The 23,834-nt window shown below is 66.3% G+C and carries 27 protein-coding genes; 19 read left to right on the forward strand and 8 right to left on the reverse strand.

Annotation, left to right across the window (positions count from 1 at the left end; genetic code table 11):
* Positions 1-10 precede the first annotated feature (10 nt).
* Positions 11-1,114: a TRAP transporter substrate-binding protein gene (locus tag AC3WMU_RS10445; RefSeq protein WP_006224182.1), complete on the reverse strand. Its 1,104-nt coding sequence runs from the start codon at positions 1,112-1,114 to the stop codon at positions 11-13.
* Between the two features lie 397 nt (positions 1,115-1,511).
* Between AC3WMU_RS10445 and AC3WMU_RS10450 the strand changes: the two genes are divergently transcribed.
* Genes AC3WMU_RS10450 through AC3WMU_RS10465 form a run of 4 tightly spaced genes read left to right on the forward strand, consistent with a single transcriptional unit; the run spans position 1,512 to position 4,991 of the window.
* Positions 1,512-1,826, forward strand: a complete 315-nt coding sequence (locus AC3WMU_RS10450; protein WP_424626520.1) for a non-heme iron oxygenase ferredoxin subunit — start codon at positions 1,512-1,514, stop codon at positions 1,824-1,826.
* 2 nt (positions 1,827-1,828) lie between these two features.
* Complete coding sequence (locus AC3WMU_RS10455) at positions 1,829-3,130, forward strand: NAD(P)/FAD-dependent oxidoreductase (protein ID WP_492282284.1); 1,302 nt, start codon at positions 1,829-1,831, stop codon at positions 3,128-3,130.
* 35 nt (positions 3,131-3,165) lie between these two features.
* Positions 3,166-4,455, forward strand: coding sequence for an aromatic ring-hydroxylating dioxygenase subunit alpha (locus AC3WMU_RS10460; protein WP_006224185.1), 1,290 nt, complete (start codon positions 3,166-3,168; stop codon positions 4,453-4,455).
* Between the two features lie 17 nt (positions 4,456-4,472).
* Positions 4,473-4,991 carry an aromatic-ring-hydroxylating dioxygenase subunit beta gene (locus AC3WMU_RS10465; RefSeq protein ID WP_315135079.1) on the forward strand — a complete coding sequence of 173 codons (519 nt, stop codon included), beginning with the start codon at positions 4,473-4,475 and terminating at the stop codon, positions 4,989-4,991.
* Positions 4,992-5,067: 76 nt separating this feature from the next.
* On the opposite strand, the gene AC3WMU_RS10470 is transcribed toward AC3WMU_RS10465, so the two are convergent.
* Genes AC3WMU_RS10470 through AC3WMU_RS10490 form a run of 5 tightly spaced genes read right to left on the reverse strand, consistent with a single transcriptional unit; the run spans position 5,068 to position 9,384 of the window.
* On the reverse strand, positions 5,068-5,688 hold the full coding sequence (locus AC3WMU_RS10470) for an N-carbamoylsarcosine amidohydrolase (RefSeq protein ID WP_424626522.1): 621 nt from the start codon (positions 5,686-5,688) through the stop codon (positions 5,068-5,070).
* Between the two features lie 40 nt (positions 5,689-5,728).
* Positions 5,729-6,778: a 2,5-dihydroxypyridine 5,6-dioxygenase NicX family protein gene (locus AC3WMU_RS10475; RefSeq protein ID WP_006224188.1), complete on the reverse strand. Its 1,050-nt coding sequence runs from the start codon at positions 6,776-6,778 to the stop codon at positions 5,729-5,731.
* 31 nt (positions 6,779-6,809) lie between these two features.
* Positions 6,810-7,634 carry an alpha/beta fold hydrolase gene (locus AC3WMU_RS10480; protein ID WP_006224189.1) on the reverse strand — a complete coding sequence of 275 codons (825 nt, stop codon included), beginning with the start codon at positions 7,632-7,634 and terminating at the stop codon, positions 6,810-6,812.
* A gap of 11 nt (positions 7,635-7,645) precedes the next feature.
* Positions 7,646-8,398, reverse strand: a complete 753-nt coding sequence (locus AC3WMU_RS10485; protein WP_006224190.1) for a maleate cis-trans isomerase family protein — start codon at positions 8,396-8,398, stop codon at positions 7,646-7,648.
* A gap of 23 nt (positions 8,399-8,421) precedes the next feature.
* Positions 8,422-9,384, reverse strand: a complete 963-nt coding sequence (locus tag AC3WMU_RS10490) for an amidohydrolase family protein (protein ID WP_492282285.1) — start codon at positions 9,382-9,384, stop codon at positions 8,422-8,424.
* A 341-nt stretch (positions 9,385-9,725) separates the two neighbouring features.
* Between AC3WMU_RS10490 and AC3WMU_RS10495 the strand changes: the two genes are divergently transcribed.
* A complete protein-coding gene (locus AC3WMU_RS10495) occupies positions 9,726-10,715 on the forward strand; it encodes an XdhC family protein (RefSeq protein ID WP_492282286.1) in 990 nt (329 codons plus the stop codon).
* A gap of 36 nt (positions 10,716-10,751) precedes the next feature.
* On the opposite strand, the gene AC3WMU_RS10500 is transcribed toward AC3WMU_RS10495, so the two are convergent.
* Positions 10,752-11,219 carry a MarR family winged helix-turn-helix transcriptional regulator gene (locus AC3WMU_RS10500; protein ID WP_377785544.1) on the reverse strand — a complete coding sequence of 156 codons (468 nt, stop codon included), beginning with the start codon at positions 11,217-11,219 and terminating at the stop codon, positions 10,752-10,754.
* A 186-nt stretch (positions 11,220-11,405) separates the two neighbouring features.
* Positions 11,406-12,314, reverse strand: coding sequence for a LysR family transcriptional regulator (locus AC3WMU_RS10505; protein ID WP_492282287.1), 909 nt, complete (start codon positions 12,312-12,314; stop codon positions 11,406-11,408).
* A gap of 121 nt (positions 12,315-12,435) precedes the next feature.
* On the opposite strand from AC3WMU_RS10505, the gene AC3WMU_RS10510 reads away from it, so the two are divergent.
* The 14 genes from AC3WMU_RS10510 to AC3WMU_RS10575 all read left to right on the forward strand — a co-directional run bounded on the left by AC3WMU_RS10510 (position 12,436) and on the right by AC3WMU_RS10575 (position 23,834).
* Positions 12,436-13,398, forward strand: a complete 963-nt coding sequence (locus AC3WMU_RS10510; protein ID WP_006224195.1) for a 3-hydroxyacyl-CoA dehydrogenase family protein — start codon at positions 12,436-12,438, stop codon at positions 13,396-13,398.
* On the forward strand, positions 13,395-14,249 hold the full coding sequence (locus AC3WMU_RS10515; RefSeq protein ID WP_492282288.1) for a beta-keto acid cleavage family enzyme: 855 nt from the start codon (positions 13,395-13,397) through the stop codon (positions 14,247-14,249). Before AC3WMU_RS10510 ends, AC3WMU_RS10515 begins: the two co-directional genes overlap by 4 nt.
* A 197-nt stretch (positions 14,250-14,446) precedes the next feature.
* The gene (gene napE, locus AC3WMU_RS10520; RefSeq protein WP_035212934.1) at positions 14,447-14,605 is read left to right on the forward strand and encodes a periplasmic nitrate reductase, NapE protein; all 159 of its coding nucleotides are present in this window, start codon (positions 14,447-14,449) and stop codon (positions 14,603-14,605) included.
* Positions 14,606-14,628: 23 nt separating this feature from the next.
* Positions 14,629-14,946: a chaperone NapD gene (locus AC3WMU_RS10525; RefSeq protein ID WP_492282289.1), complete on the forward strand. Its 318-nt coding sequence runs from the start codon at positions 14,629-14,631 to the stop codon at positions 14,944-14,946.
* Complete coding sequence (gene napA / locus AC3WMU_RS10530; RefSeq protein ID WP_006224199.1) at positions 14,930-17,425, forward strand: periplasmic nitrate reductase subunit alpha; 2,496 nt, start codon at positions 14,930-14,932, stop codon at positions 17,423-17,425. The genes AC3WMU_RS10525 and napA overlap by 17 nt, the downstream gene beginning before the upstream one ends.
* A 19-nt stretch (positions 17,426-17,444) precedes the next feature.
* On the forward strand, positions 17,445-17,921 hold the full coding sequence (locus AC3WMU_RS10535; RefSeq protein WP_492282290.1) for a nitrate reductase cytochrome c-type subunit: 477 nt from the start codon (positions 17,445-17,447) through the stop codon (positions 17,919-17,921).
* Between the two features lie 15 nt (positions 17,922-17,936).
* Entirely contained in the window at positions 17,937-18,575 is a 639-nt protein-coding gene (locus AC3WMU_RS10540; RefSeq protein WP_006224201.1) for a cytochrome c3 family protein, read from the forward strand.
* Positions 18,562-19,257, forward strand: a complete 696-nt coding sequence (ccmA, locus tag AC3WMU_RS10545; RefSeq protein ID WP_492282291.1) for a heme ABC exporter ATP-binding protein CcmA — start codon at positions 18,562-18,564, stop codon at positions 19,255-19,257. The genes AC3WMU_RS10540 and ccmA overlap by 14 nt, the downstream gene beginning before the upstream one ends.
* On the forward strand, positions 19,223-19,888 hold the full coding sequence (gene ccmB, locus AC3WMU_RS10550) for a heme exporter protein CcmB (RefSeq protein ID WP_454678107.1): 666 nt from the start codon (positions 19,223-19,225) through the stop codon (positions 19,886-19,888). Before ccmA ends, ccmB begins: the two co-directional genes overlap by 35 nt.
* An 8-nt stretch (positions 19,889-19,896) precedes the next feature.
* Complete coding sequence (gene ccmC, locus AC3WMU_RS10555) at positions 19,897-20,688, forward strand: heme ABC transporter permease CcmC (protein WP_454676579.1); 792 nt, start codon at positions 19,897-19,899, stop codon at positions 20,686-20,688.
* Positions 20,685-20,849, forward strand: a complete 165-nt coding sequence (gene ccmD / locus AC3WMU_RS10560) for a heme exporter protein CcmD (RefSeq protein ID WP_006224205.1) — start codon at positions 20,685-20,687, stop codon at positions 20,847-20,849. The genes ccmC and ccmD overlap by 4 nt, the downstream gene beginning before the upstream one ends.
* A complete protein-coding gene (gene ccmE / locus AC3WMU_RS10565; protein WP_088588521.1) occupies positions 20,846-21,307 on the forward strand; it encodes a cytochrome c maturation protein CcmE in 462 nt (153 codons plus the stop codon). The genes ccmD and ccmE overlap by 4 nt, the downstream gene beginning before the upstream one ends.
* Positions 21,304-23,313, forward strand: coding sequence for a heme lyase CcmF/NrfE family subunit (locus AC3WMU_RS10570; RefSeq protein ID WP_492282292.1), 2,010 nt, complete (start codon positions 21,304-21,306; stop codon positions 23,311-23,313). The genes ccmE and AC3WMU_RS10570 overlap by 4 nt, the downstream gene beginning before the upstream one ends.
* Entirely contained in the window at positions 23,313-23,834 is a 522-nt protein-coding gene (locus AC3WMU_RS10575) for a DsbE family thiol:disulfide interchange protein (RefSeq protein ID WP_492282293.1), read from the forward strand. Before AC3WMU_RS10570 ends, AC3WMU_RS10575 begins: the two co-directional genes overlap by 1 nt.

Raw genomic sequence — 23,834 nt, forward strand, 5'->3', positions numbered from 1 at the left:
CTCCTGCGTCTTATTTGGCCTGGGCCTTCGCCACGGCGGCGAAGGTGTAGTTGTCCAGCGGGCTTTCGGCCACCCGGAACCAGCCCACCTGCTCGGCCTGGAATTTCTTCCAGTCGGGATAGATCGCGGCAAAGTCAGGATTCTTGGCCGACAGTTCCACCCACAGTTCCTGCGACGCGTTGTAGGCCGCGTCCATCACTTCCTTGGGGAAGAAGCTGACCTTGGCGCCGCCCGCAATCAGCTTGCGCAGCGCCAGCGGATTACGCGCGTCGTAGTTGGCCAGCATGCGCATGGTCTGTTCGCCCGCGGCGGCTTCGAATGCCGCCTGGTAGGCCGGAGGCAATGCCTCCCAGGCCTTGTCGTGCACCATGCTGGTAATGGATGCGCTGCCTTCGAACCAGCCGGGCGAATAGTAGAAAGGCGCCACCTTGTTGAAGCCCAGCTTCTCGTCGTCGTAGGGCCCGATCCATTCGGCGGCGTCGATGGTGCCCTTTTCCAGCGCCGGATAAATATCACCTGGCGGAATCTGCTGCGGCACCGCGCCCAGCTTGGACAGCACCATGCCGCCAATGCCGCCGATCCGCATGTTCAGGCCTTTCAGATCGGCAAGCGATTTGATTTCCTTGCGGTACCAGCCCCCCATCTGCACGCCGACGTTGCCACAGACGTGGTTCACGATGTTGTATTTCTTATAGAGCGCCCGCAGCATCTTCAGGCCGCCGCCGGAATGGACCCAGGCGTTGTGCTGGCGCGCGCTCAAGCCGAACGACAGGCCGGTGTCGAACGTCAGCGCGGTGTTCTTGCCGATGTAGGCCGTGCTCAGCACGTGATTGCATTCGACCGTGCCGTTGCTGACCGCATCCATGTTCTGCGCCGCCGGCACCAGCTCGCCGCCAGGGAACGCGCGGATCTCGAACTTGCCGTCCGTCAATTGCGCCACGCGCTTGCACAGCTCTTCTGCCGAACCGTAGATGGTGTCCAGGCTTTTGGGCCAACTGGTCGACATGCGCCAGCGCACCGCCGGCGCGGATTGCGCGATGGCGGGCATGCCCACGGTGGCAAGGCCGGCGCCGGCTGCGCCAGCGGCTTGTGCGAGGAAACGGCGTCGTTGCATGTATTGCTCCCGATCTATTCGATTGAGTCCCCTTGGACCCGCCTCAACCCATGCCAACGCCGCTTCCGTACACCCGAAAAAACGTTAGCACACTGAATTGTTGATCAGCATACTGACAGTAATTTTGAGTGTCAACAAGGTTAATCCCGACTGCGAAAGCCGCTTAAACCCTGCGTTTGCGACCCGTTCGGCGCGCATGGCAGGACGGCGCCGACGGCGTTTACGGGTAGTCCTTCCATATAGAGGAAGTGGCGCGCCCGCGCGTTTGCGTGGCGGGCATAATAGGCGCGCGCAGCAGACCGCCTGCGATCGTCACGTCGGGGAAATCCCTAGCTCCAGACTTGTTTTTTTGAGCAGTACACTGACCACATTACTCAGCATACTGATTAGAGACAATATGAACTGGATCCGCATCGCCTCCACCGACCAGCTGACCGACGACGATGAAGTCATCCCCGTCGCGGCCGGCGAAAAGCAGCTTGCGCTGTATCGCAGCGAAGGCGAGTTCTTTGCGTCGGACAATGTCTGTACGCACGCCTATGCGCTGCTGTCCGACGGTTTTCTGGAAGACGGCTGCATCGAATGCCCGCTGCATCAGGCCAGGTTCGACATCCGCACTGGCCAGGCCATGTGCGCGCCGGCCACTAGCGGCATCCGCGTGTACCCCGTCAAGGTCGAAGGCCAGGACATCTACGCGGACGTGCAGGGTTGATCATGGCTGACGCCGACTCGATCCTCATCATCGGCGCCGGCCAGTCCGGCGCGGTGGCCGCCGCCGCCCTGCGCGACCAGGGCCATGAAGGCCCGATCACGCTGATCGGCCGCGAAGCGCATGCCCCCTACGAGCGCCCGCCCCTGTCCAAGGCCGTGCTGCAATCGGCCGAGGCGCATGCGCAGACGGCGGTCCATCCCGGCGACTTCTATGAACAGCGGCGCATCACGCTGCTGACGGGCGCCGAAGTGGTCCGTCTGGATCCCGCGGACCACCAGGTCCACCTGGCCGATGGGCGCGCCTTGCGCTATAGCCGCTGCCTGCTTGCCACCGGCGGCCGGGCGCGCGAACTGCCCGCCTTTCCGCGCGGCACCGCCGGCGTGCATTACATCAGGACGCTGGATGATGCGGCCGCGCTGCGCGCCGGCCTGACGCCGCAAGCGCGTGTCGTGGTGATCGGCGGCGGTTTCCTGGGCCTGGAAGTGGCCTCCACCGCACGCGCCTTGGGCGCGGCGGTGACCGTGCTGGAAAGCGCGCCCCGCCTGCTGGAGCGTGTGCTGCCGCCTGCGCTGTCCGACTGGTTGGCCGAACGCGCCCGCCATGCCGGCGTGGCGCTGCGCCTGGACGCGCGCATTGCGCGCAGCAGCGCGCACCCCCACGCGGACGCGACGATGAAGCATCAAGCGCGCTTCACCCTTGAACTGCAGGACGCCACCGTGATCGACGCCGACGTGGTGGTGGTGGCCATCGGCCTTGCGCCCGAGGTGTCGTTGGCCAAGCAGGCGGGACTGGCGCTGGACGCCGCCAACGGCGGCATCGTCGTCGACGCCCACTGCCGCAGCAGCGATCCCGACGTCTACGCCGCGGGCGATTGCGCCAGCCAGCACCGGCGCCACCTGAACCTGGCACTGCGCCTGGAGTCATGGCAGAACGCCAATGAGCAAGCGCGCGCCGCCGCCGCCGGCATGCTGGGCCAGCCCGCCCCGGGCGAGCCCTACCCCTGGTTCTGGACGGACCAGTTCGGCTGCAACGTGCAGATGCTGGGCCTGCCGCAAGCCGGCCTGGCCTATGCCTGCCGCGGCGTGCCCGACAGCCAGGGCGACGCGCCCAAATTCATCTGGCTGGGCCACCGCGATGGCGTCCCCGTGCACGCCATCGCCGTCAACGCCGGCGGCGACCTGCGCCAGTTGCGTGTGCTGTTCGAACAAGGCCTGCGCATCGATCCGCAGCGCTACGCCGACGAAACCGTGGCGCTCAAGCCGCTGGTGAAAGCCAGCCAGCAGAGCGCAGCCGCCACGTCCTGAATTCCATTGTTGCCCCGCCTCGACAGGAGCTTTTCATGTATCAATCACAAACCGTCATCGGCCGTACGGTAGCCGCCAAGGATGCAGCGCTAGCCGACTGTGTCTGGCCGGAAGACGCGCTGCACTACATCCCTGACTGGGTCTACACCAGCAGCGCCGTCTACGACCAGGAAGTCGAGAAGATCTTCCACGGCAAGACCTGGAACTACGTGGCGCTGGAGGCCGAACTGCCCAATCCGGGCGACTACAAGCGCTCTTACGTCGGGCCGACGCCCGTGGTGGTCTCGCGCGCCGAAGACGGGTCGGTCAACGTGTTCGAGAACCGCTGCGCCCACCGGGGCGCCGAGTTCTGCCGCAACAGCCAGGGCAACGCCAAAGAGTTCGTCTGCCCCTATCACCAGTGGTCGTACGACCTGAAGGGCAATCTGCAAGGCATCCCCTTCAAGCGCGGCGTGAACCGCGAAGGCGGCATGCCCAAGGACTTCAAGAACGACGAACACGGCCTGCGCAAGCTCTACGTGACCACGCGCAACGGCGTGATCTTCGCCTCGTACAGCGCCGAGGTCGAACCCATCGACCAGTACCTGACGCCCGAGATCCTGACCGATTTCGACACCGTCTTTCCAGGCAAGAAGCTCAAGATCCACGGCTACTACCGCAACGAGCTGCCGTGCAACTGGAAGATGTATCACGAAAACCTGAAGGACCCCTACCACGCGACCCTGCTGCATTCCTTCCTGGTCGTGTTCGGGCTGCTGGTCGCCGGCAACAAGTCGGCGATGCTGGTCGATTCCGTTCATGGCCGCCACGGCACCATGGCCTCGGCCAAGAGCGAAGACAAGTACGCCTCCGTCAGCGAAGAGAACAAGAAAGAGATGCGCTCTTTCCACGACGGCCTGCACCTGCAGGACGACCGCTTCCTGGAGTTCGTCAAAGAATTCGACTCGCCCTGGTCGGTCACCATGCAGACGGTGTGGCCCAACCTGATCGTGCAGCGCGAAATGAATACGCTGGGCGTGCGCCAGATCGTGCCCAACGGGCCCGACAGCATGATCATGCAGTGGACCATGTTCGGCTATGAAGACGATACGCCCGAGATGGAACGCCATCGCCTGCGCCAGGGCAACCTGATGGGGCCGGCCGGCTTTTTGGGCCTGGAAGACAACGAGGCCATGAAGTTCGTGCAGGAAGGCGTGCGGCGCGCCAGCACCGACGTCAACGTGCTGAAACTGGAATCCGGCAAGCAAGGCACGTCCAACACGTTGATCTCGGAGGCCGCGATCCGCTCGATGTACAGCTACTACCGCGGCGTGATGGGCTTCTAAGGCAGGAACCGAGACAGATGAGAACCCGATTCGAATTTTCCCCCCGCAAGATCGACCCGGCGCGCGCCATCGCGTTGCGCCAGGAAATCGAGGAATTCCACGCCGACTATTGCGCGACGCTGGACGCCGGCCAGGTCGAGGCCTGGCCCGCCTTCTTCACCGAGGACGGCCTGTACCGCGTGACTGCGCGCGAGAACGCCGAGCTGGGCCTGCCGGTGGGGCTCGTCTACTCTGAGGGCCGCGCCATGATGCACGACCGCGCCGTGGCCATTTCGCGCACCCAGATGTTCGCGCCGCGCTACATGCTGCACCTGGTCAGCAATACCCGCGTGATCAGCGAATCGCCTGACGGCGACATCGAGGCCCAGGCCGCGTTCATGCTGATGCAGACCCTGGTGGAAGGCCCCACGACGCTGCACCTTGCCGGCACCTACTACGACCGCTTCACGAAGCAGGACGGCGTGCTCAAGCTGAAAGAGCGGCAAGTGGTGTATGACACCACCATCCTGGCCAACGACCTGGTGTATCCCGTGTAGTCCATCGGGGCGCCAAAGAAAAAGGGGTTGCGCCGGACGGCGCAACCCCTTTTCCCTTGGACGATGACCGGGCCGTTCAGACCCGGGTGGCGCGCATCGCTTCGTCGCAGGTCAGCACGGTAGCGTACTTCTGGCGCATGTCGAACAGGTTGGCCTCGTGCGGGCCGATGGCGCGGTCGCCCACGCAGTCCGACACCACCAGCGGCCGAAAGCCGTACTGCATCGCGTCCACCACGCTTGCCCGCACGCAGCCGCTGGTGACCGCGCCCGCCACCAGCAGCGTCTGGACACCGCGCTGCGACAGCCAGGCGGCCAGGGAGGTGCCAAAAAACGCCGAAGGCACCGTCTTGCGCACCACCAGTTCCCCGGCGGCGGGCGCCAGCTGGGGAACGATCGCGCTATTGGGGTGGGTTTCCTTCAGCGTCAGCATGCCCGGGACCTTCAACGTGAAGATGTTGTGGTCGGCGTCGTCGTCCGCGAACACGATGCGGCTGTGGGCCACCGGCCAGCCTTGGCTGCGCGCGTGGGCCAGCAGATGCGTCGTCTGCGCGATGGCCGGCGCGATGTTGCCCCCACCGAACACCGCAGGGTCGGCGAAGCCGTTGACCAGGTCCACGATCAGCAGGCCGTAGGGCGGCTTGGGAGCCATGGCGGCGCCGAAGCCCTGGCGCGCGTAGGCGGAAATATCGTCATTCATGAAGCAGGTTCCTTGATCGATGGTTGTAGGGCACCATGGCCTATTCCTGCCGGGCAGCGCCGTCCAGCACCTTGCCCTGGCGAACCACGTCCTCGCCGTCCAGCCGCACAGTGCACGCACGCAGCGGGATGTCGATATGGCAGGTGGTGCTGCGGCTGCCGCCCGCCTCGTTGTTCGGACCCAGCGAGAACAGGAAATTGCCCTCGTACGCCCGCGCGTCCATGCCGATCGTGGCCTCGCGGTCGTACAGCCCCAGCGTGGTCCAGTGCGCGCGCGGTTGCAGGCCCCAGCCGATATGCGAAATCGCGTAGGCCTCGGGGTCCCGGAACGACGCCACGTATTCGCGCAGCAGTTCCGCGTCGACGCCGCCTTCGATCCGCGTGGCAAAGCCGTTTTCCACCGTCAGTTCGATGGGTGAGCGCACGTAGAGCTTTTGCGGCAGCAGGATGTCGCCCACGTCGATCACGATCTTGCCGTTGGCGCCGCGCTCGTTCGGCCAGGTCAGGACAAAGCCGCTGGGCCAATGGTCCCAGCGCCCCGGTTCATCCACAAAGCCGTATTCGCTGATCGCGGGGAATTCACCCAGCGGGCAGCGCAGGTCGGTGCCCGCCGCCGACACCACGCTCATCTCGCGCGCGGCGCCGATGCGCGCGGCCGCCGCCTTCACCCGCGCGCGGTCCGCCTCGGTGGGCACCAGCCGCGCCAGCACCTCGGGAGGCTCCACCGCCAGCAGGATCTTGGTGCCCGTCGCCAGGATTTCGTGCTGTTCCGGCGAGAACAGCAGCGTCATCAGGTCCAGCACCAGGTCGCTTTCCTTTAACGCTGCGATCGCGGGCTTGTTGCCCGTCAGCGGCGTGGTGCCCAGATAGGCCAGCGAATCGCGGCTTAACGCCTTCTCGCCGTTGACGGGCGGCAAATCCAGCCGGTTCACTACCGCCCCCATGGATTGCGCCGCGATCAACGCCGTCGACAGCGTCTGCGGGTGGGTCGCCGCGCTGGTCAGCACCGTCACGGTCTGGCCCGCTTGCAGTTGGGACAAGGTCAGCACCTGCTGCCAGGCCTTCACCAGTTCATAGTCGCTTACAGGCATGGTTGCCTCCTTCTCTTGAAAGTCCGGCGGCTCAGGCCCGCGCCAGCGGCGCGCCCAGGAAATCGCCGAAGGCCGCGTAGAAACCTTCCTCGTTGTCCCACGGGATCATGTGGCCGGCCGCGGGCACCCGGTGATGCTGCGTACCGGGCGCCAACTGCGCGATTTCCGCCACGTCCGCGTCCAGCACCACATCGCCTTTTTCCGCGGTCACCAGCAGGACGGGTACGTTCAGCTGGGGCAGGTCGGCATGGATGTCGTCGGTCTGAAACGCCTCGAAGCTCTGGACGATGGCGCGTTCGTCGCAGGTATGCAGCCATTCGGCGCGCAGCTGGCGCTGTTGATCGGTCCAGGTCGGGCAAAACGCGCGCATGGCGTCCGCATCCATGCCGTGGCGGGCCTGCGCCATGGAATCCACATACCACGGCAGCTTGGCCGGGTACGGCCGGCGGCCGGGACCGGACACCGGCGGGTCGACCAGAACCAGCCTGCGCAGGCCGGCGGGCTGGGTCCGGCCCGCGCGCACGCCGATGCGCCCGCCCATGGAATGCCCGACCAGGCTGTAACGCTCCAGGCCCAACGCTTGCGCGAACGCCAGTACGTCCGCGGCCTGCGCGTCCAGGCTGTAGTCCAGCGCGGTGCCGGCCTCCGACAGGCCGCGGCCCCGCACGTCCAGGATGTAGGTATCGAACGTCTTGCCGAAACGTTCGCCGACGAAGCCCCATGTGATCGCCGGGCTGGTGATGCCCGGCACGATCACGACGGCGTCCCGACCCGCGGTGTGCGCACCGCCGTAGCGCAGGTAGTGCTGGCGGATGCCGTTGGCCTGGACATTCGCCCCGTAGAGATAAGTGCTCATGGCCGTCGTCCTCAGTAAGCGCCCGACAGCAGCGCGCCCGCGCCCGGCACCACGGGTTCCAGGTTCAGCGACTTCAGGATGGCGTAGGTCGTGGCCACCGCAGCGGTGATCACCGGCTTGCCGGTCTGGGCCTCGACCTTGGCGATGGCCGGCAAGGACGGCATCTGCACGCAGGCCGACAGCACGATGGCGTCCACGTTGCGGGTATCCATCTGCGCGACGATTTCGGGCAGGCGCGCCGGGTCATGGCGCCCCACTTCCAGATTGTCCGGAATCTCCAGCGCCCGATAGTCGACTACGTCAAAGCCTTCGTTGCGGATGTAGTCCACGACCAGCTCGGTCAAGGGCTTCATGTAGGGCGCCACCACTACGATACGGCGGGCGCCGATCACCTTCAGCGCGTCCACCAGCGCGCCCGCGCTGGTGATGACCGGCGCGTCCGCGCCGTTGGCAGCCGTGTGCGCCTGCAGGCGTTTTTCCGACACCCGGTGATAGCCATGGCCCATGGCCATGATTGCCACCAGGCAGGCGTAGCCCAGCACGTCCACCCGCGCGTCGCTCAGTTCCACCGCGCAGCGGTCGGATTCCCCGTCCATCGCCGCAAGCTCCTCCTTGACCACCTTCTTCATGCGCATGCGGCTGGAATGGAACGTGAAGCGCTCCGGCCGGATCTGCTGGCGCGCCAGCAGCATGGCCGGGATTTCGGTTTCCATCGTGGTATTCGAACTCGGCACGATCTGGCCGATGCGGAAGGGTTTCTGCATGGTTGCTCCTTTTTCCGGTGAAGTCAGAGTTTGAACAGGCGTTGCGCGTTGCCGTGGCAGATCAGGTCGCGGGTCGCGTCGTCCATCGGCGTCTGCTCGATGAATTCGGCGGCCAGCGCGGTCGATTCGTAGGGGTAGTCCACCGAGAACATCACCGCCTCGCGGCCCATTTCGGCAATGGCGGCCACCAGGGTGGGAGGCGAACAGACGCCGGACGTGGTGATCACGATGTTGCTGCCCAGGTATTCCGACGGCGCGCGCGCCAGCTTGATGCCGTGCGAGTAGACGGCGAAACGGCTGTCAAAGCGCCAGCGCTGGAACGGCAGGCCCTCGCCCATGTGGCCCAGGATCAGCTTGACCCCGGGGTAGCGGTCGAACACGCCGCCGAACAGCAGCCGCAGCGCGTGAGTGGCGGTTTCGACGCCCCAGCCCCAGGACGCGCCCACCAGCTCCGGGTGGCCCGAGTAGGCCTGCGGCACCACATAGGGATCGGTGGGGTGCAGATAGATCGGCACATCCAGTTCCTGCACACGTTCCCAGAAGGGGTCATAGGCGCGGTCGTCGTAGTAGACGCCGTTGGTGTGGCCGTTGATCAGCGCGCCCTTGAAGCCCAGTTGCCTGACGCAACGCTCGAGTTCCGCCGCGGCAACCTTCGGGTCGTGCATCGGCAAGGTGGCAAAGCCGCCGTAGCGGGTCGGATGCCGGGCAGTCTGGTTGACCAGGAAATCGTTGTTTTCCTTGGCGCGGTTGACCGCCACCGCCGCGTCGGCTTCGGCCTGTACGCCGGGCCCCGTCTGCGACAGGATGACGTAGTCGATGCCGGCGCGATCCATTTCGCCCAATCGGACTTCATCGAAGTCGGTCAGGCGCGCCGCCAGATCGGCCAGCACCGCTGGATCGATATGCTGCGCAAAACTCTTTGAATAGTCTTTGAATCCGACCGCGGTGTAGTGCTCCTCGAACGCGATCTTGCGCACTTTGCTCATTCCCCTGCTCCCAGTGTGATGGCGCGACGCCTGCCCCGCCATGGCATGCCAATGTATTTATCAGTACACTGACTATTTGATTGGAACAACCGGAACGCCAGACGGCACTCTCCCCTATGGGAACCGGGGCCGTCGCGGCTTCCGAATTTACGTCAGTATACTGACTTTATAATCAGCGTACTGACCAATTAGGGAAATCCCGGGGCAAGCGGCGTGCCTGAAATGAAGCGGCCCGGGTAGGGATAGACACTAGAGACACGCCCGATAATCATCAGTACAGTGAACACATAGGCCGTGCCGACGCCCCTGCGTCGACCAGGCCTTTCCTGTGTGAGAAGCCAATGAACGCTTTGGATCTGGACGTATTGCAACAAGCCCGGGATTGGGTCGCTGCGGGCAAGCGCGTGCACCTGGTGACCGTGGTGCAGACCTGGGGTTCGGCGCCCCGGCAGGCGGGCGCCATGCTGGCCGTGCGCGACGACGGCCGGGTGGTCGGCTCGGTGTCGGGCGGCTGCATCGAAGACGATCTGATTGCACGCGCCCGCGCTGGCGACCTTGACGATGCCCCTGCCCGCCTGACCTACGGCGTCACGCGGGACGAGGCCGCGCGCTTCGGCCTGCCTTGCGGCGGCACCCTGCGCCTGATCAGTGAACGGCTACACGACACCGAATGGCTGGACCGCGTGCTGGCATCGATTCGCGCGCATCATCTGATCCAACGCACGGTGGACCTGGTCGATGGCCACACCTCGATCTCACCTGCCGGACCTGCCGACGGGCCCGATTTCGACGGCCGGCGCTTCCGCAGCGTTTACGGCCCGCGCTGGCGGCTGCTGATCATCGGCGCGAACCATACTGCCCGCGTATTGGCGGACATCGCCGCAACGCTGGAATTCCACGTCACGGTGTGCGATCCCCGCGAGGAATTCTTCAGCGATTGGAACGCGGCCCAAGCCACGCTGCTGACCAGCATGCCCGACGATGCCGTGCTGGAGATCGGCACCGACGAACGCACCGCGATCGTGGCCGTCACCCATGACCCCAAGCTTGACGACATGGCACTGCTGGAAGCGTTGAAGTCCCCCGCGTTCTATGTAGGCGCGCTAGGGTCGCGCGCCAATCAGGAGAAGCGGCGTGAGCGCTTGCGGTTGTTCGACCTGGAAGATCATCAGATTGAACGCCTTCATGGCCCGGTGGGCTTGCGCATCGCCAGCAAGACGCCGGCCGAGATTGCCGTGGCGATCGCCGCCGAATTGATCTGGGTGCGCAATTCGCTGGGGGATGGGCAAGCTGCCCGCAGCGTGCCTCAGGCGAATGCGTTGAAGGAATGAAAAAGGGGGATCGCGCCGCAGGCGCCCCCCTTTGCCTTACATCGGTTTGAGCGTTGTACGGCTGTACTGGTTATTGGCTTCGACCAGCGTGGAAAGCAGCTTCATGAAGATTTCCTGGTTGCGCGCCGACAGGGGTTCCAGCAAGCGCTGCTGTGCCCGCGCCATGCCCTGCTGCAACAGCCCCATGATGCGCAACCCTTCCTGGGTGATCACCGCCTGGCGCGAACGCTTGTCGGTGGGATTCACGCGGCGTTCCACCAAGCCGCGCTCCTGCAGCCGCTTGACCACGTCAGCAGTCGTGGTGCGGTCCAGCCCCAATTCCATGCCGATGGCCGTCTGGTCCAGCCAGGGGCTGAGCGACAGCGCCGTCAGCACGCCGTACTGCACGGGCGTCACGTTCTGCGTCTTGCACTCTTCGTAGAACATGGCGTAGTGGATCTGGTTCAGGCGCCGCACCAGATAGCCGGGGCGCGACCACAGCACCTGCTTGGCCGGATCGAAAATATTGCTGTCTGTCTTCTGAGGTGCGACGCGCTTCTGGGACGTCGTCTTTTTCTGTACATCCGGCACGTTGAGGCAGCTCCGATTAGTTAGTGTACTGAGAATAATACCATCGGCAACCGGGTGTCGAGGGGCTTTGACGGGGCGCTTGAGAGAAATCAAACGGCCTCCGGCGGCGGCTTCATCGCCCTAGCGCGGATGCGCCGCCAGGTACGTTTTCAAGGTCTGCACCAGCGCCGCCGCGGCGGGCGACAAGCTGCGGTTGCGCGAGGTGACCAGACCGATCGAGCGCTCGGCCACCGGCCCCGTCAACGGCCGCTGGACGATGGCCGTCTGGGATACCGCGCCCGCCGCGATCTCGGGCAAGGCGGCCACGCCAAAACCGCACTCGACCATGGCCACGATCGTCGTCAGATGCTCGGCTTCGAACGCGGGCGTGAAGCGGATGCGGTTCTGCAGAAATGCCCATTCGGTGTACTGCCGCACGCTGCTGGGCTGCACCATCGATACGTGCGCGGCTGAGGCCGTGTCGGCCCAGCGCAACGGTCCGCGCGTCTTGGCCAGGGGGTGGGATTCGGGAATCAGCAGCAGGAAGCTGTCGGACATCAGCGGCACGTAGTGCAAGTCGGCGTGCTGCGGATCGGCGGCGGTCAGCGCGAAGTCCACCTCGCCGGCGCGCACCAGATCAAACGCTGGACCGGACAGCGTGTCACGCACTTTCAGCGCCACGTGCGGATGCGCCTGGCGGTAGGCCATCAGCACGCGCGGCAACAGCCGGGCAGCCAGCGAGGGCAAGGCGGCCACCGACACCTGGCCCTGCTCGGCGCTGGTGACGCCGCTGACGGCCGCGATCGCGTCGCGAAACGCCACCTGCAGGGTCGCGGCCTGCTGCAGGAAGACCTCGCCCGCCGCCGTCAGGCGCACGGTGCGCGTGGTGCGGTCGAACAGCCGCACGCCCAGCGCCTCTTCGATGCGCTGAATCTGGGTGGAAAGCGCCGATTGCGACAGGTGCAGCTGCGCGGCCGCCTGCCGGAAATTGAGCGTGCGCCCCAGCACCAGCGTGGTGTCGATATCGCGCATCGAAAGATTGATCTGCATGCCGGCCTGCCTGTCTCTATTGATCTGTTTTAACGATCATTCTATCCAAAAAATCTGATTCATCAATCAAAGCGGCTTCTCTACACTCGCCCCCAACGACGATGCAAGAGAGGAGCAAACCATGCAGACGGACGCAAAAGCGCTGCCCAACCCGGGCGCGGCGCATGCAGTGGTAGTGGGCGGCGGCACGATGGGCGCCGACGTGGCGGTGGTGTTGACCCGCGCGGCCTGCCGGACGACCGTGATCGAATCCAACGCGGAACGCGCGGCCGGCCTGCCCGCCCGCGTCGCCGAAAACCTGAAGACCATCGGCCGCGAAGCCAATGCCGCCCTGCTGGCCACCGCCCCCAGCCTGGACGCCGTGGACTGGTCCACCGTGGATCTCGTCATCGAGTGCATTCCCGAACGCCTGGACATCAAACAGGCCCTGTTCGCGGACCTGGCGCAGCGCGCCCGGCCCGACGCCATCCTGGCCAGCAACAGTTCCAGCTTCCCCATCAGCGCCATCGGCCAGGGCCTGGATACGCGCGGCCGCATGCTGGGCCTGCACTTCTTCATGCCCGCGCACCTGGTGCCGCTGGTGGAAGTGGTGCTGGGCGAAGCCAGCGACAACGCCTGCGCGGATTCGCTGATCGCCTTCATGCGCCGTTGCGGCAGCGTGCCGGTGAAGGTCAAGCAGGACCTGCCCGGTTTCCTGGCCAACCGCCTGCAGCACGCGCTGTCGCGCGAGGCCTTCGACCTGATCGACCGCGGCATCGCGTCGCCGGAAGACGTGGACGCCGCCGTGCGCTTCGGCTTCGGCTTCCGCTTCCTGGCGGCCGGCCCCGTCATGCAACGCGACCACGCGGGCATCGACGTGCACGCCGCCGCGGGCGCGACCATGTACCCGACCTTCTGCAATTCGGACCACCCGGCGCGCTGCCTGACCGAACGCGCCGCCGACGGCCGTTACGGCATGAAGGCCGGTGAAGGCTTCTACGCCTGGACGCCCGAGACGATCGCCGCCGAGCGCGCCCGCTACGACCGCCTGTTGCGCGCCGGCCTGGACCTGATCAGCCCCGAACTGCCGGAGATCCAGCCTTGAACGCTGCCGCCCTGCCGCGCGCCGCGCTGGCCGACTCCCCCGTCATCATCACCGTGGCGCCCAACGGCGCCTACAAGAAAGCCGCCGACCACCCCGCCGTGCCGATGACGCCCGAGGCATTGGCGCTGGAAGCGCGCGCCTGCCTGGACGCCGGCGCCGGGATGATGCACATGCACGTGCGCAAGCCCGATGGCAGCCACTTGCTGTGCGCGCACGCCTACCGCGAAGCGCTGGCCGCGGTGGACCGCGCCGTGGGCCGCGAACTGCTGGTGCAGGTCACCAGCGAAGCCGCTGGCGTCTACAAGGCGGCCGAGCAGATCGCGCTGGTGCGCGAACTGCAGCCCGAAGCCGTGTCCATGGGACTGCGCGAAATCGCCGTGCCGGACGTTCCCGAAGCGGAACTGGCGGCGTTTCTGGCCTGGGTGGCCGAGCGCCGCATCATGGCCCAGATCATCCTGTACGACGAAGGCGACGTGCGCCGCTGGCAATCGTTGCGCGCCCGCGGACTGGTGCCGCCGGGCGCCTGGTCGGTGCTGTTCGTGCTGGGCCGCTACAGCGTGGGCCAGACGTCGTCGGCCTATGACCTGCTGCCCTTCCTGGCGGCGTACGACCAATCGCTGCCCTGGGCGATCTGCGCGTTCGGCGCCGAGGAAAACGCCTGCGTCACGACCGCGGCGGCATTCGGCGGCCACATGCGCGTGGGCTTCGAGAACAACCTGAAGCTGCGCGACGGCAGCATCGCGTCCGGCAATGCGGCGCTGGTTCGCCAGGCTGCCGAAGGCGCCCGCGCGCTGGGCCGTCCGTTGGCCACCGCGGCGGATGCGCGCCGCATCTACGGCGCTATCGGCTAATCCGCAACGCGAATCAATACAAGGTGCCTGACGTCTGCCGGAGCGCGCTCCGGCAAGGCGTCAGGCACCTTTGTATATAGCGCGACCGCGCGATTGTTTCGCCGTGATGCAACATTGACGCGATGTAAAACCACTGCTAAAAACTTCGACATCCGCACGTTAAACGCAATACCCCAACTGTCGTAGTGAGGTGGTGTGTGCAAAACGAGTCTGATGGGTACACCAAGCCCCAGGAGCTTCGAAGTTTCCTGTTCCTGACGGCCGTCATGGCCCCCGTCCTTACGGTCATCATCGTGGCGGGCTACGGTTTCATCGTCTGGTTCTATCAGCTGATTGCCGGCCCTCCGGGCAGCTGATGCGACGCGACGGAAAACCTCCCATGTCCGCGCTTGCCTCCCCCGCGCCCTTGGCGGCGCCCCCTGAGCTGCACATTGCCAGCCTGGTGGTGCATGCCCTGCCCCAACGCCTGCCCGACGTCCGCGCCGCCATCCTGGCGGTAACCGGATCCGAAATCCATGGCGCGTCCGACACCGGAAAACTGGTGGTCACGCTGGAAGCGCCCTCCACCGACGACATGATGGCGCGGATCTCTGAGATCCAGCGCCTCGATGGCGTGCTGGCCTCGGCGCTGGTCTACCAGCATGCCGACACGCTTGCCGCGATGAACGAGGAGATTGACGATGGCCATGGCTCGTAGAGACTTCATCAAGCAATCCGCCGCCGCGGCTGCCGCCACCGTGGCGGGCATCCCGATCGTCGGGTACACGCAGAACATCGTGACCGAATCCGAGGCCGCCAAGCTGAAATGGTCCAAGGCGCCCTGTAGGTTCTGCGGGACCGGCTGCGGCGTGAACGTCGCGGTGAAGGACAACCAGGTCGTGGCCACGCACGGCGATTTCAACGCCGAGGTCAACAAGGGCCTGAACTGCGTCAAGGGCTACTTCCTGTCCAAGATCATGTACGGCAACGACCGGCTGACCACGCCGCTCTTGCGCATGAAGGACGGCAAGTACGCCAAGGACGGTGAGTTCGCACCGGTGTCCTGGGACCAGGCCTTCGACGTGATGGCCGAACAGTTCAAGCGGGTGTTAAAGGACAAGGGGCCCACGGCGGTGGGCATGTTCGGATCGGGCCAATGGACCGTGTGGGAAGGCTACGCGGCGCTCAAGCTGATGAAGGCAGGCTTCAGGTCGAACAACCTGGACCCGAACGCGCGGCACTGCATGGCATCGGCAGCCGTGGGTTTCATGCGGACCTTCGGCGCCGACGAACCGATGGGCTGCTATGACGACATCGAGAACGCCGACGCCTTCGTGCTGTGGGGTTCGAACATGGCCGAGATGCACCCCATCCTGTGGACGCGCGTGACCGACCGGCGGCTGTCCGCCCCCAAGACGAAGGTCGCGGTGCTGTCTACCTTCGAGCACCGCTCGTATGAACTGGCCGACCTGACGCTGACCTTCACGCCGCAGACGGACCTGGCGATCCTGAACTACATCGCCAACTACATCATCCAGACCAAGCGCGTGAACCGCGACTTCGTGGACAAGCACACCGTGTTCCATGAAGGCAACACCGACATCGGCTATGGCCTGCGGCCGGACCACCCTTTGCAGAAGGCGGCCAAGAACGCCGACAAGGCGGGCGGCTCCAAGCCCATCACCTACGACGACTTCGCCAAGTTCGTCTCGAAGTACGACCTGGAATACACGTCCAAGCTGACCGGCGTGCCGCAGAAGCAATTGCAGGACCTGGCCGAGCTCTACGCCGACCCGAAGATCCGCGTGACCTCGTTCTGGACCATGGGTTTTAACCAGCACACGCGCGGCGTGTGGGCCAATAACATGGTCTACAACATCCACCTGCTGACCGGCAAGATCTCGACGCCGGGCAACAGCCCGTTCTCGCTGACCGGCCAGCCGTCGGCCTGTGGGACCGCGCGTGAAGTGGGCACGTTCTCGCACCGCCTGCCGGCCGACCTGGTCGTGACCAACCCCAAGCACCGCGCGCATGCGGAAGAGATCTGGAAACTGCCCGACGGCACCATTCCCGAAAAAGTGGGCGCGCACGCGGTACTGCAGAACCGCATGCTCAAGGACGGCCAGATCAACGCCTACTGGGTGATGGTGAACAACAACATGCAGGCGGCGGCCAACCTGATGAATGAAGGACTGCCGGGCTACCGCAACCCCGACAACTTCATCGTGGTGTCGGACGCCTACCCCACGGTCACCACCATTTCGGCCGACCTGATCCTGCCCGCAGCCATGTGGGTGGAAAAGGAAGGCGCCTACGGCAACGCCGAACGGCGCACCCAGTTCTGGCATCAACTGGTGAACGCCCCGGGCGACGCGCGCTCCGACCTGTGGCAGTTGATGGAATTCTCCAAGCGCTTCAAGGTGGAAGAGGTCTGGCCCGCCGACCTGCTGGCCAAGAAGCCCGAGTACCGGGGCAAGACCTTGTTCGACGTGCTGTTTGCTAACGGCAAGGTCAACAAGTTCCCCAACAGCGAATTGAATGCGGAATACGAAAACCAGGAAGCGAAGGCTTTCGGCTTCTATGCGCAAAAGGGGCTGTTCGAGGAATACGCCGAATTCGGCCGCGGCCACGGGCACGACCTGGCCCCCTTCGACACGTACCACGAGGCCCGCGGCCTGCGCTGGCCCGTCGTCAACGGCAAGGAAACCCTGTGGCGCTACCGCGAAGGCAGCGACCCCTACGTGAAGGCGGGCGCCGGCTTCGAGTTCTACGGCAATCCGGACGGACGCGCCATCATCTACGCCCTGCCCTACGAACCGCCTCCGGAATCCCCTGACAAGGAATACCCATTCTGGCTGTCAACCGGCCGCGTCTTGGAGCACTGGCATTCCGGATCGATGACGCGGCGCGTGCCCGAGCTGTACCGGGCCTTTCCCAACGCGGTCTGTTTCATGCACCCCGACGACGCGCAGGCGATGGGCCTGCGGCGCGGCGTGGAAGTCGAGATCGAGTCGCGGCGCGGCAAGATGCGCACGCGGCTTGAGACCCGCGGGCGCGACAAGCCGCCGCGCGGCCTGGTCTTCGTGCCCTGGTTCGACGCTGGCCAGCTGATCAACAAGGTCACGTTGGACGCCACCGACCCGATCTCTTTCCAGACCGACTTCAAGAAGTGCGCGGTCAAGATCGTCAAGGTCTGAGCGGCCCCGGGAGACAGCCATGAAACGACGCGCCGCCACCATCGCCATCGGCATCCTTCTGGCCTCGGCCGCCTGGGCCGCTCCGCCGCTGGAGGTCGAAGACCCCATGCGCGGGCCCACCCCGATCGCAGAAGAAGCCAACCCGCCGCTGATCAGCCCGATCGAAAACAAGGACATCAAGCGGATGCGCACCTATTCGATGCAGCCGCCCACCATTCCGCACAAGATCGACGGCTACCAGATCGACAAGAACTACAACCGTTGCCTGGCCTGCCATGCGCGGGTGAACACCGAGGAAACCCAGGCGCCGCCCTTGAGCGTGACGCATTACATGGACCGCGACAGCAACGTGCTTGCCGAGGTATCCCCACGGCGCTATTTCTGTGTGCAGTGCCACGTGCCGCAGGCCGAGGCCAAGCCGCTGGTGTCCAATACCTATCAGGACATCGATGTGATCCTCAAGCGCCTGACGGCCCCGGCCGCCGACAAGAAGTAAGGGATCGATGCCGCCATGCTCAAGCTCCTAAAGCGCTACTGGAACATCATCCGCCGCCCCAGCGTGCACTTCAGCCTGGGCTTTCTGACGATCGGCGGCTTCATCGGCGGCATCCTGTTCTGGGGCGCCTTCAACACGGCGATGGAACTGACCAACACCGAAAAGTTCTGTACGGGCTGCCATGAAATGCGCGACAACGTGTACGCGGAACTGAAGGGCACCATCCACTTCACCAACCGCTCGGGCGTGCGCGCCTTGTGCTCCGACTGCCACGTGCCGCACAACTGGACCGACAAGATCGCCCGCAAGATGCAGGCGTCCAAGGAAGTCTGGGGCAAGATCTTCGGCACCATCGACACGCGCGAAAAATTCGTGGACAAGCGGCTGGAGCTGGCTCAGCACGAATGGGCGCGCTTCAAGGCCAACGACTCGCTGGAATGCCGCAATTGCCATAACTACGAATACATGGACTTCACGCGCCAAAGCGTGCGCGCGCAGAACATGCACTCGACCTATCTGGCCGACAAGACCAAGACCTGCATCGATTGCCACAAGGGCATCGCCCATACGCTGCCGCATATTCCGCCTGGCCAGACCTCTGACGCGACGCCGCCGGCCAGGGCGCCCAAAGAGGTGGCGAATGCGGCCCGCTGACGCCCCGCCGCCCCTGCTCGCGGCCCGCGGGCTGCGCAGTCCGCGCGGCGGCCCTTGCAGCGGGCCCGAGGGACTGCGTCCGGTGGATATCGAGCTGCATGCCGGCCAGCTCCTGCATGTGCAGGGCGCCAACGGCAGCGGCAAGACCAGCCTCTTGCGCATGTTGGCCGGCCTGCTGCGCCCGCTGGCCGGCACGCTCTATTCGCAGGGCCAGGAGGTGCGCCGCGACACGGCGGCGTACTTCGCGCGCGTGGCGTTCCTGGGGCACGCCAACGGCCTGTGCGGCGAACTGACGGCGCTGGAGAACCTGCGCTATAGCCTGCATGTGGCCGGCACGCCGCAAGACGACGACGCCATTGCGACGGGCCTGCGCCATTGGCGTCTGGAGGGCAGCGTGCACGTGCCCGCGGCCCGGCTGTCCCAAGGCCAGGGCCGTCGGCTGGCAATGGCCGCCGTGGTGCTGGGCGGCAAGCCCCTGTGGCTGCTGGATGAACCCGACGCGGGGCTGGACGCCGCCAGCCTTGAGCAGTTGTGGCGGGCGCTGGACGCACACCTGGATGCCGGCGGCGCCGCAGTCGTGGCGTCGCACCGCGCGCCCGGCACCGCCGTCGTCCGCACGCAAACCTTGAACATGGATGACTACGCGGATGCTGGCTACGCTGTCTCAGTTGGCGCTACGTGACATCCGGCTAGCCTGGAGACGGCCCGCGGATACGCTGGGCGCCACGCTGTTCTTCATCGTGGCGGGTTCCCTGTTCCCGCTGGCGGTCGGCCCCGATCCCGTCCTGCTGCTGGCGATCGGGCCGGGCGTACTGTGGGTCTGCGCGTTGCTGGGCATCCTGTTGAGCCTGCACCGCCCGTTTGCACAAGACCACGCCAACGGCGCGCTGGAGCAACTGTTGGTGTCGCCGCACCCGCTGCCGCTGTTGGTAGGCGTGAAGCTCGCCGCGCACTGGGTCAGCGGCTGCCTGCCGCTGATCCTGGCCAGCCCCGTGCTGGCGCTGCAATTCGGCCTGCCGCCGCAGGCGATCGGCGTACTGGTCCTGTCCCTGCTGCTGGGCACGCCCACGCTGGCGCTGGTGGGCGGTCTGGGCGCGGCGCTGACGCTGGGCCTGCGCGGCGGGGCGTTGCTGCCCCTGCTGGTGCTGCCGCTGTACGTGCCGGTGCTGATCTTTGGATCGGGCGCCGTGTCCGCCACGCACGCGGGCCTGGGCGCCGGGCCGCAACTGTCGCTGCTGGGCGCCTGCCTGTGCCTGGCGATCCTGCTATGCCCGTGGAGCGCGTCCGCCGCGCTGCGCGTGGCGCTGGACTGAGGGGCCCCATGCACAAGCAACCCGCCTTCGATTCGCCCTACTCCCCCGCGCCGGCCACCCCTGGCGCCGGCTGGCTGCGCTATGCCTCGCCCGCGGTGTTCTATCCGCTGGCTGGCCGCCTGATTCCGGTGCTGGCGCTGGCGGCCGCCCTCTTCGCCTGCGCGGGCCTGTATGTGGGCCTGACCGTGGCGCCCACGGACAGCCAGCAGGGCGAGGTCTACCGCATCCTGTTCATCCACGTGGCGGCGGCGTGGATGTCGATGTTCCTGTACCTGGTGATGGCGGGGTATGCCGCGCTGGGCTTGATCTACAACACGCGCCTGTCGTTCATGATGATGCGGGCGCTGGCGCCCACCGGCGCGCTCTTCACCTTCCTGACGTTATGGACCGGCGCGTTGTGGGGCAAGCCCACCTGGGGCGCGTGGTGGGTCTGGGATGCGCGGCTGACCTCGGAACTGATCCTGCTGTTCCTGTACCTGGGCTTCATGGCCTTGCAGGCGGCGACCGACGACACGCGCCGCGCCGACCGCGGCGGCGCCATCCTGCTGCTGGCCGGCGTCGTCAACGTGCCCATCATCTATTTCTCGGTGCGCTGGTGGAGCACGCTGCATCAGGGCGCATCCATCAACCTGACATCTGCCCCGAGCATGGCGCGCATCATGGTCGCCGCCATGCTGCTGATGGTGGCGGCCTTCTGGCTGTACAGCGCGGCCGTGGCGCTGGCGCGGGTGCGCGGCATCATCGCCGAACGCGAACCTGGCGCGGCGCGCGCCGGCCGCCCCGCCCCGGAGGCCCCATGAGCTGGGACGCGCTGTTCTCGCTGCAAGGCCACAGCCCTTACATCCTGGGCGCCTACGGCGTCACCCTGGCGCTGATGGGTGCAGAGGCCCTTGTGCTGTGGCGCCGCGCGCGCGCCCGGCGCCAGGCCGCACGCAGGCAAGCTGGCGAGGGACGACCATGACGCCGCGCAAGCGCCGCATGTTCGCCATCGCGGGCGGCCTGGGGCTGCTGGCCATCGCCACCGCGCTGGTACTCAATGCGCTGCAATCGAACCTGGTGTTCTTCTTCAGCCCCACGCAGGTGGTGGCGAAAGAAGCCCCACGCACCGGGAGCTTTCGCGTGGGCGGGCTGGTGGAGCAAGGCTCCGTGCGCCGCGAGGCCGACGGCCTGACCCTGCGGTTCATCGTGACCGACACCGCGCATACCGTGCCCGTGACCTATCAAGGCCTGCTGCCCGACCTGTTCCGCGAGGGCAAGGGCGTAGTGGTGGCGGGCAAGCTGGACGCCGACGGCGTGTTCCGCGCCACGGAAGTGCTGGCCAAGCATGACGAGAACTACATGCCGCCCGAGGCCGCCGATGCGATCAAGCGCGCCGGACAAGCCACGGCTGCCAACGCGATGCGGGAGCAGCCCCGATGATCCCCGAGATCGGCCTGTTCTGCCTGATCCTGGCGCTGCTGACGGCGCTGGCGCAAGCCACCCTGCCGCTGATCGGCGCCGCCACCGGCTGGCAGGCCGGGCTGCGCGTGGCGCGGCCCGCCGCTGTGGGCCAGTTCTGCCTGACCGTGCTGGCCTTCGGCTGCCTGGCCTGGTCGTTCGTGCACAACGATTTCTCGGTGCTGTATGTGGCAGGCAATTCCCACGCCGACCTGCCTGCCGCCTACCGCTTCGCGGCCGTCTGGGGCGGACACGAGGGGTCGCTGCTGCTGTGGTTGCTGCTGCTGACCGCCTGGACGCTCGCCGTCGCCGTGTTCAGCCGCCGCCTGCCCCTGGCTTTCGCCGCCCGCGTGCTGGCAGTGATGGGCTGGATCAGCGTGGGCTTCCTGCTGTTCCTGCTGTTCCTGTCCAACCCCTTCGAACGACTGATGCCGCCGGCCATGGCCGGGCGCGACCTGAATCCGCTGCTGCAGGACCCCGGCATGATCGTGCACCCGCCCATGCTGTACATGGGCTATGTGGGGTTTTCCGTTGCCTTCGCCTTCGCCATCGCCGCCTTGCTGTCGGGCGAACTGGATGCGCTGTGGGCGCGTTGGGTGCGCCCCTGGACGCTGGCCGCCTGGACCTTCCTGACCATCGGCATCCTGCTGGGCAGCGCCTGGGCCTACTACGTGCTGGGCTGGGGCGGCTGGTGGTTCTGGGACCCGGTGGAGAACGCCTCGTTCATGCCCTGGCTGGCAGGCACGGCCCTGATCCACTCGCTGATCGTCACCGAGCGCAGGGGGGCCTTCCGCAGCTGGACGGTGCTGCTGGCGATCTGCACTTTTTCGCTCAGCATCCTGGGAACGTTCCTGGTCCGTTCCGGCGTGCTGACCTCCGTCCACGCCTTCGCGGTGGATCCGGGCCGCGGTCTGTATATCCTGGCCTTCATGACCGTGATCGTAGGCGGTTCGCTGATGCTGTACGCCTGGCGCGCGCCGACGGTCGGGCTGGGCGGCGGCTTTTCGCTGCTGTCGCGGGAATCGCTGCTGCTGTCGAACAACGTGGTCCTGACCGTGGCGGCCGGCTCGGTGCTGCTGGGCACGCTGTATCCGGTAGTGCTGGACGTGCTGGACTGGGGCAAGATATCCATCGGCCCGCCCTACTTCGAAGCCGTCTTCGTGCCGCTGATGACGCCGGCCATCTTCCTGATGGGCGTGGGGCCCATGGCCCGCTGGAAGCAGGCCGGCATACCCGACCTGGGCCGACGGCTGCGCGTGGCATTCGGCGTCAGCGTGGCAACCGCCGTGCTGCTGCCGCTGGCGATGCCCGGCCCGCTGCGGCTGGGCTCGCCCATGATCATGCTGGGCCTGTGGCTGGCGGGCTGGTCGGTTGCCAGCGCCGCGGCGCACGCCCGGCAGCGCCTGACGGACGGCGACGGCCATTGGCTGCGTCGCCTGGGCCGCCAGCCGCGCGCCTGGTACGGCATGTTGCTGGCGCACGCCGGCGTGGGCATTTTCATCGCCGGCGTCACCTTGGCCAACGGCTACGAGGTCAAGCACGAATTGCGCATGGAACTGGGCGCCACGCAGAAAGCCGGCGGCTACCAGTTCACCTTCGCCAGCCTGGCGCCCGCCGTCGGGCCGAACTACAGCGCGCAACGCGCGGTATTTCCCGTCACGCGCAACGGCAAGCCGGTGGTGACGCTGTATCCCGAAAAACGCCTGTACACCGTGCAGGACATGGCGCTGAGCCAGGCCGACATCGACAGCGGCTTTAGCCGCGACCTGTTCGTGGCGTTGGGCGAGCCCGTGGGCGATGGCGCGTGGACGGTACGCATCCAGGTCAAGCCCTTCATGACCTGGATCTGGACCGGATGCCTGCTGATGGCGCTGGGCGGCCTGCTGGCCGCAGGCGACAAGCGCTACCGACGCGCCCAGGAAGCATCGGCGCGCCGCCTCGAGGGCGAGGCGGCCCCCGCCCCCCGTCCGGCGCGGGAGGGGTACTGATGCTGCGCTACCTGCTGCCGTTAGGCGTCTTCATGGCGATGGCCGTCTTCCTGGCGATGGGCCTGTCGCGCGATCCGCGCGCGGTGCCGTCGGCCATGATCGACAAGCCCGCCCCAGCGATCAGCCTGCCGCTGCTGCAAGCGCCCGGCCAGCAATTGGACGTGCAATCGTTGCGCGGCCAGGTCTGGCTGCTGAACGTGTGGGCGTCGTGGTGCGGCCCCTGCCGCGAAGAGCTGCCGGTGCTGCGCGAAGCCGCCCAGCGCCACGGCATTCCGCTCTACGGGTTGAACTACAAGGACAAGCCCGAAGACGCGCTGGCCTGGCTGGCCCGCAACGGCAACCCCTACGTCGCATCCGCCAGTGACACCGACGGCCGGGTCGGTATCGAATACGGGGTCTATGGCGTGCCCGAAACCTTCGTGATCGACGGCGCCGGGCGCATCCGCTACAAGCAGCTAGGCCTGATCACGCCCGACATCTGGCGCGACCGCATGCAGCCATTGATCGAGGGGTTGCGATGA

It is taken from the genome of Achromobacter sp. FW305-C-13 (assembly GCF_058783475.1).

Coding starts and splice junctions, on each gene's coding strand:
- AC3WMU_RS10510 (WP_006224195.1), top strand. CDS start 12,436: ATGCAGACGGACGCAAAAGCGCTGCCCAACCCGGGCGCGGCGCATGCA.
- AC3WMU_RS10570 (WP_492282292.1), top strand. CDS start 21,304: ATGATCCCCGAGATCGGCCTGTTCTGCCTGATCCTGGCGCTGCTGACG.
- AC3WMU_RS10575 (WP_492282293.1), top strand. CDS start 23,313: ATGCTGCGCTACCTGCTGCCGTTAGGCGTCTTCATGGCGATGGCCGTC.
- AC3WMU_RS10470 (WP_424626522.1), bottom strand. CDS start 5,688: ATGAATGACGATATTTCCGCCTACGCGCGCCAGGGCTTCGGCGCCGCC.
- napA (WP_006224199.1), top strand. CDS start 14,930: ATGGCCATGGCTCGTAGAGACTTCATCAAGCAATCCGCCGCCGCGGCT.
- ccmB (WP_454678107.1), top strand. CDS start 19,223: ATGCTGGCTACGCTGTCTCAGTTGGCGCTACGTGACATCCGGCTAGCC.
- ccmE (WP_088588521.1), top strand. CDS start 20,846: ATGACGCCGCGCAAGCGCCGCATGTTCGCCATCGCGGGCGGCCTGGGG.
- AC3WMU_RS10460 (WP_006224185.1), top strand. CDS start 3,166: ATGTATCAATCACAAACCGTCATCGGCCGTACGGTAGCCGCCAAGGAT.
- ccmC (WP_454676579.1), top strand. CDS start 19,897: ATGCACAAGCAACCCGCCTTCGATTCGCCCTACTCCCCCGCGCCGGCC.
- AC3WMU_RS10480 (WP_006224189.1), bottom strand. CDS start 7,634: ATGAGCACTTATCTCTACGGGGCGAATGTCCAGGCCAACGGCATCCGC.
- AC3WMU_RS10455 (WP_492282284.1), top strand. CDS start 1,829: ATGGCTGACGCCGACTCGATCCTCATCATCGGCGCCGGCCAGTCCGGC.
- AC3WMU_RS10540 (WP_006224201.1), top strand. CDS start 17,937: ATGCTCAAGCTCCTAAAGCGCTACTGGAACATCATCCGCCGCCCCAGC.
- AC3WMU_RS10485 (WP_006224190.1), bottom strand. CDS start 8,398: ATGCAGAAACCCTTCCGCATCGGCCAGATCGTGCCGAGTTCGAATACC.
- ccmD (WP_006224205.1), top strand. CDS start 20,685: ATGAGCTGGGACGCGCTGTTCTCGCTGCAAGGCCACAGCCCTTACATC.
- AC3WMU_RS10505 (WP_492282287.1), bottom strand. CDS start 12,314: ATGCAGATCAATCTTTCGATGCGCGATATCGACACCACGCTGGTGCTG.
- AC3WMU_RS10490 (WP_492282285.1), bottom strand. CDS start 9,384: ATGAGCAAAGTGCGCAAGATCGCGTTCGAGGAGCACTACACCGCGGTC.
- AC3WMU_RS10535 (WP_492282290.1), top strand. CDS start 17,445: ATGAAACGACGCGCCGCCACCATCGCCATCGGCATCCTTCTGGCCTCG.
- ccmA (WP_492282291.1), top strand. CDS start 18,562: ATGCGGCCCGCTGACGCCCCGCCGCCCCTGCTCGCGGCCCGCGGGCTG.
- AC3WMU_RS10495 (WP_492282286.1), top strand. CDS start 9,726: ATGAACGCTTTGGATCTGGACGTATTGCAACAAGCCCGGGATTGGGTC.
- AC3WMU_RS10445 (WP_006224182.1), bottom strand. CDS start 1,114: ATGCAACGACGCCGTTTCCTCGCACAAGCCGCTGGCGCAGCCGGCGCC.
- AC3WMU_RS10475 (WP_006224188.1), bottom strand. CDS start 6,778: ATGCCTGTAAGCGACTATGAACTGGTGAAGGCCTGGCAGCAGGTGCTG.
- AC3WMU_RS10465 (WP_315135079.1), top strand. CDS start 4,473: ATGAGAACCCGATTCGAATTTTCCCCCCGCAAGATCGACCCGGCGCGC.
- AC3WMU_RS10450 (WP_424626520.1), top strand. CDS start 1,512: ATGAACTGGATCCGCATCGCCTCCACCGACCAGCTGACCGACGACGAT.
- AC3WMU_RS10525 (WP_492282289.1), top strand. CDS start 14,629: ATGTCCGCGCTTGCCTCCCCCGCGCCCTTGGCGGCGCCCCCTGAGCTG.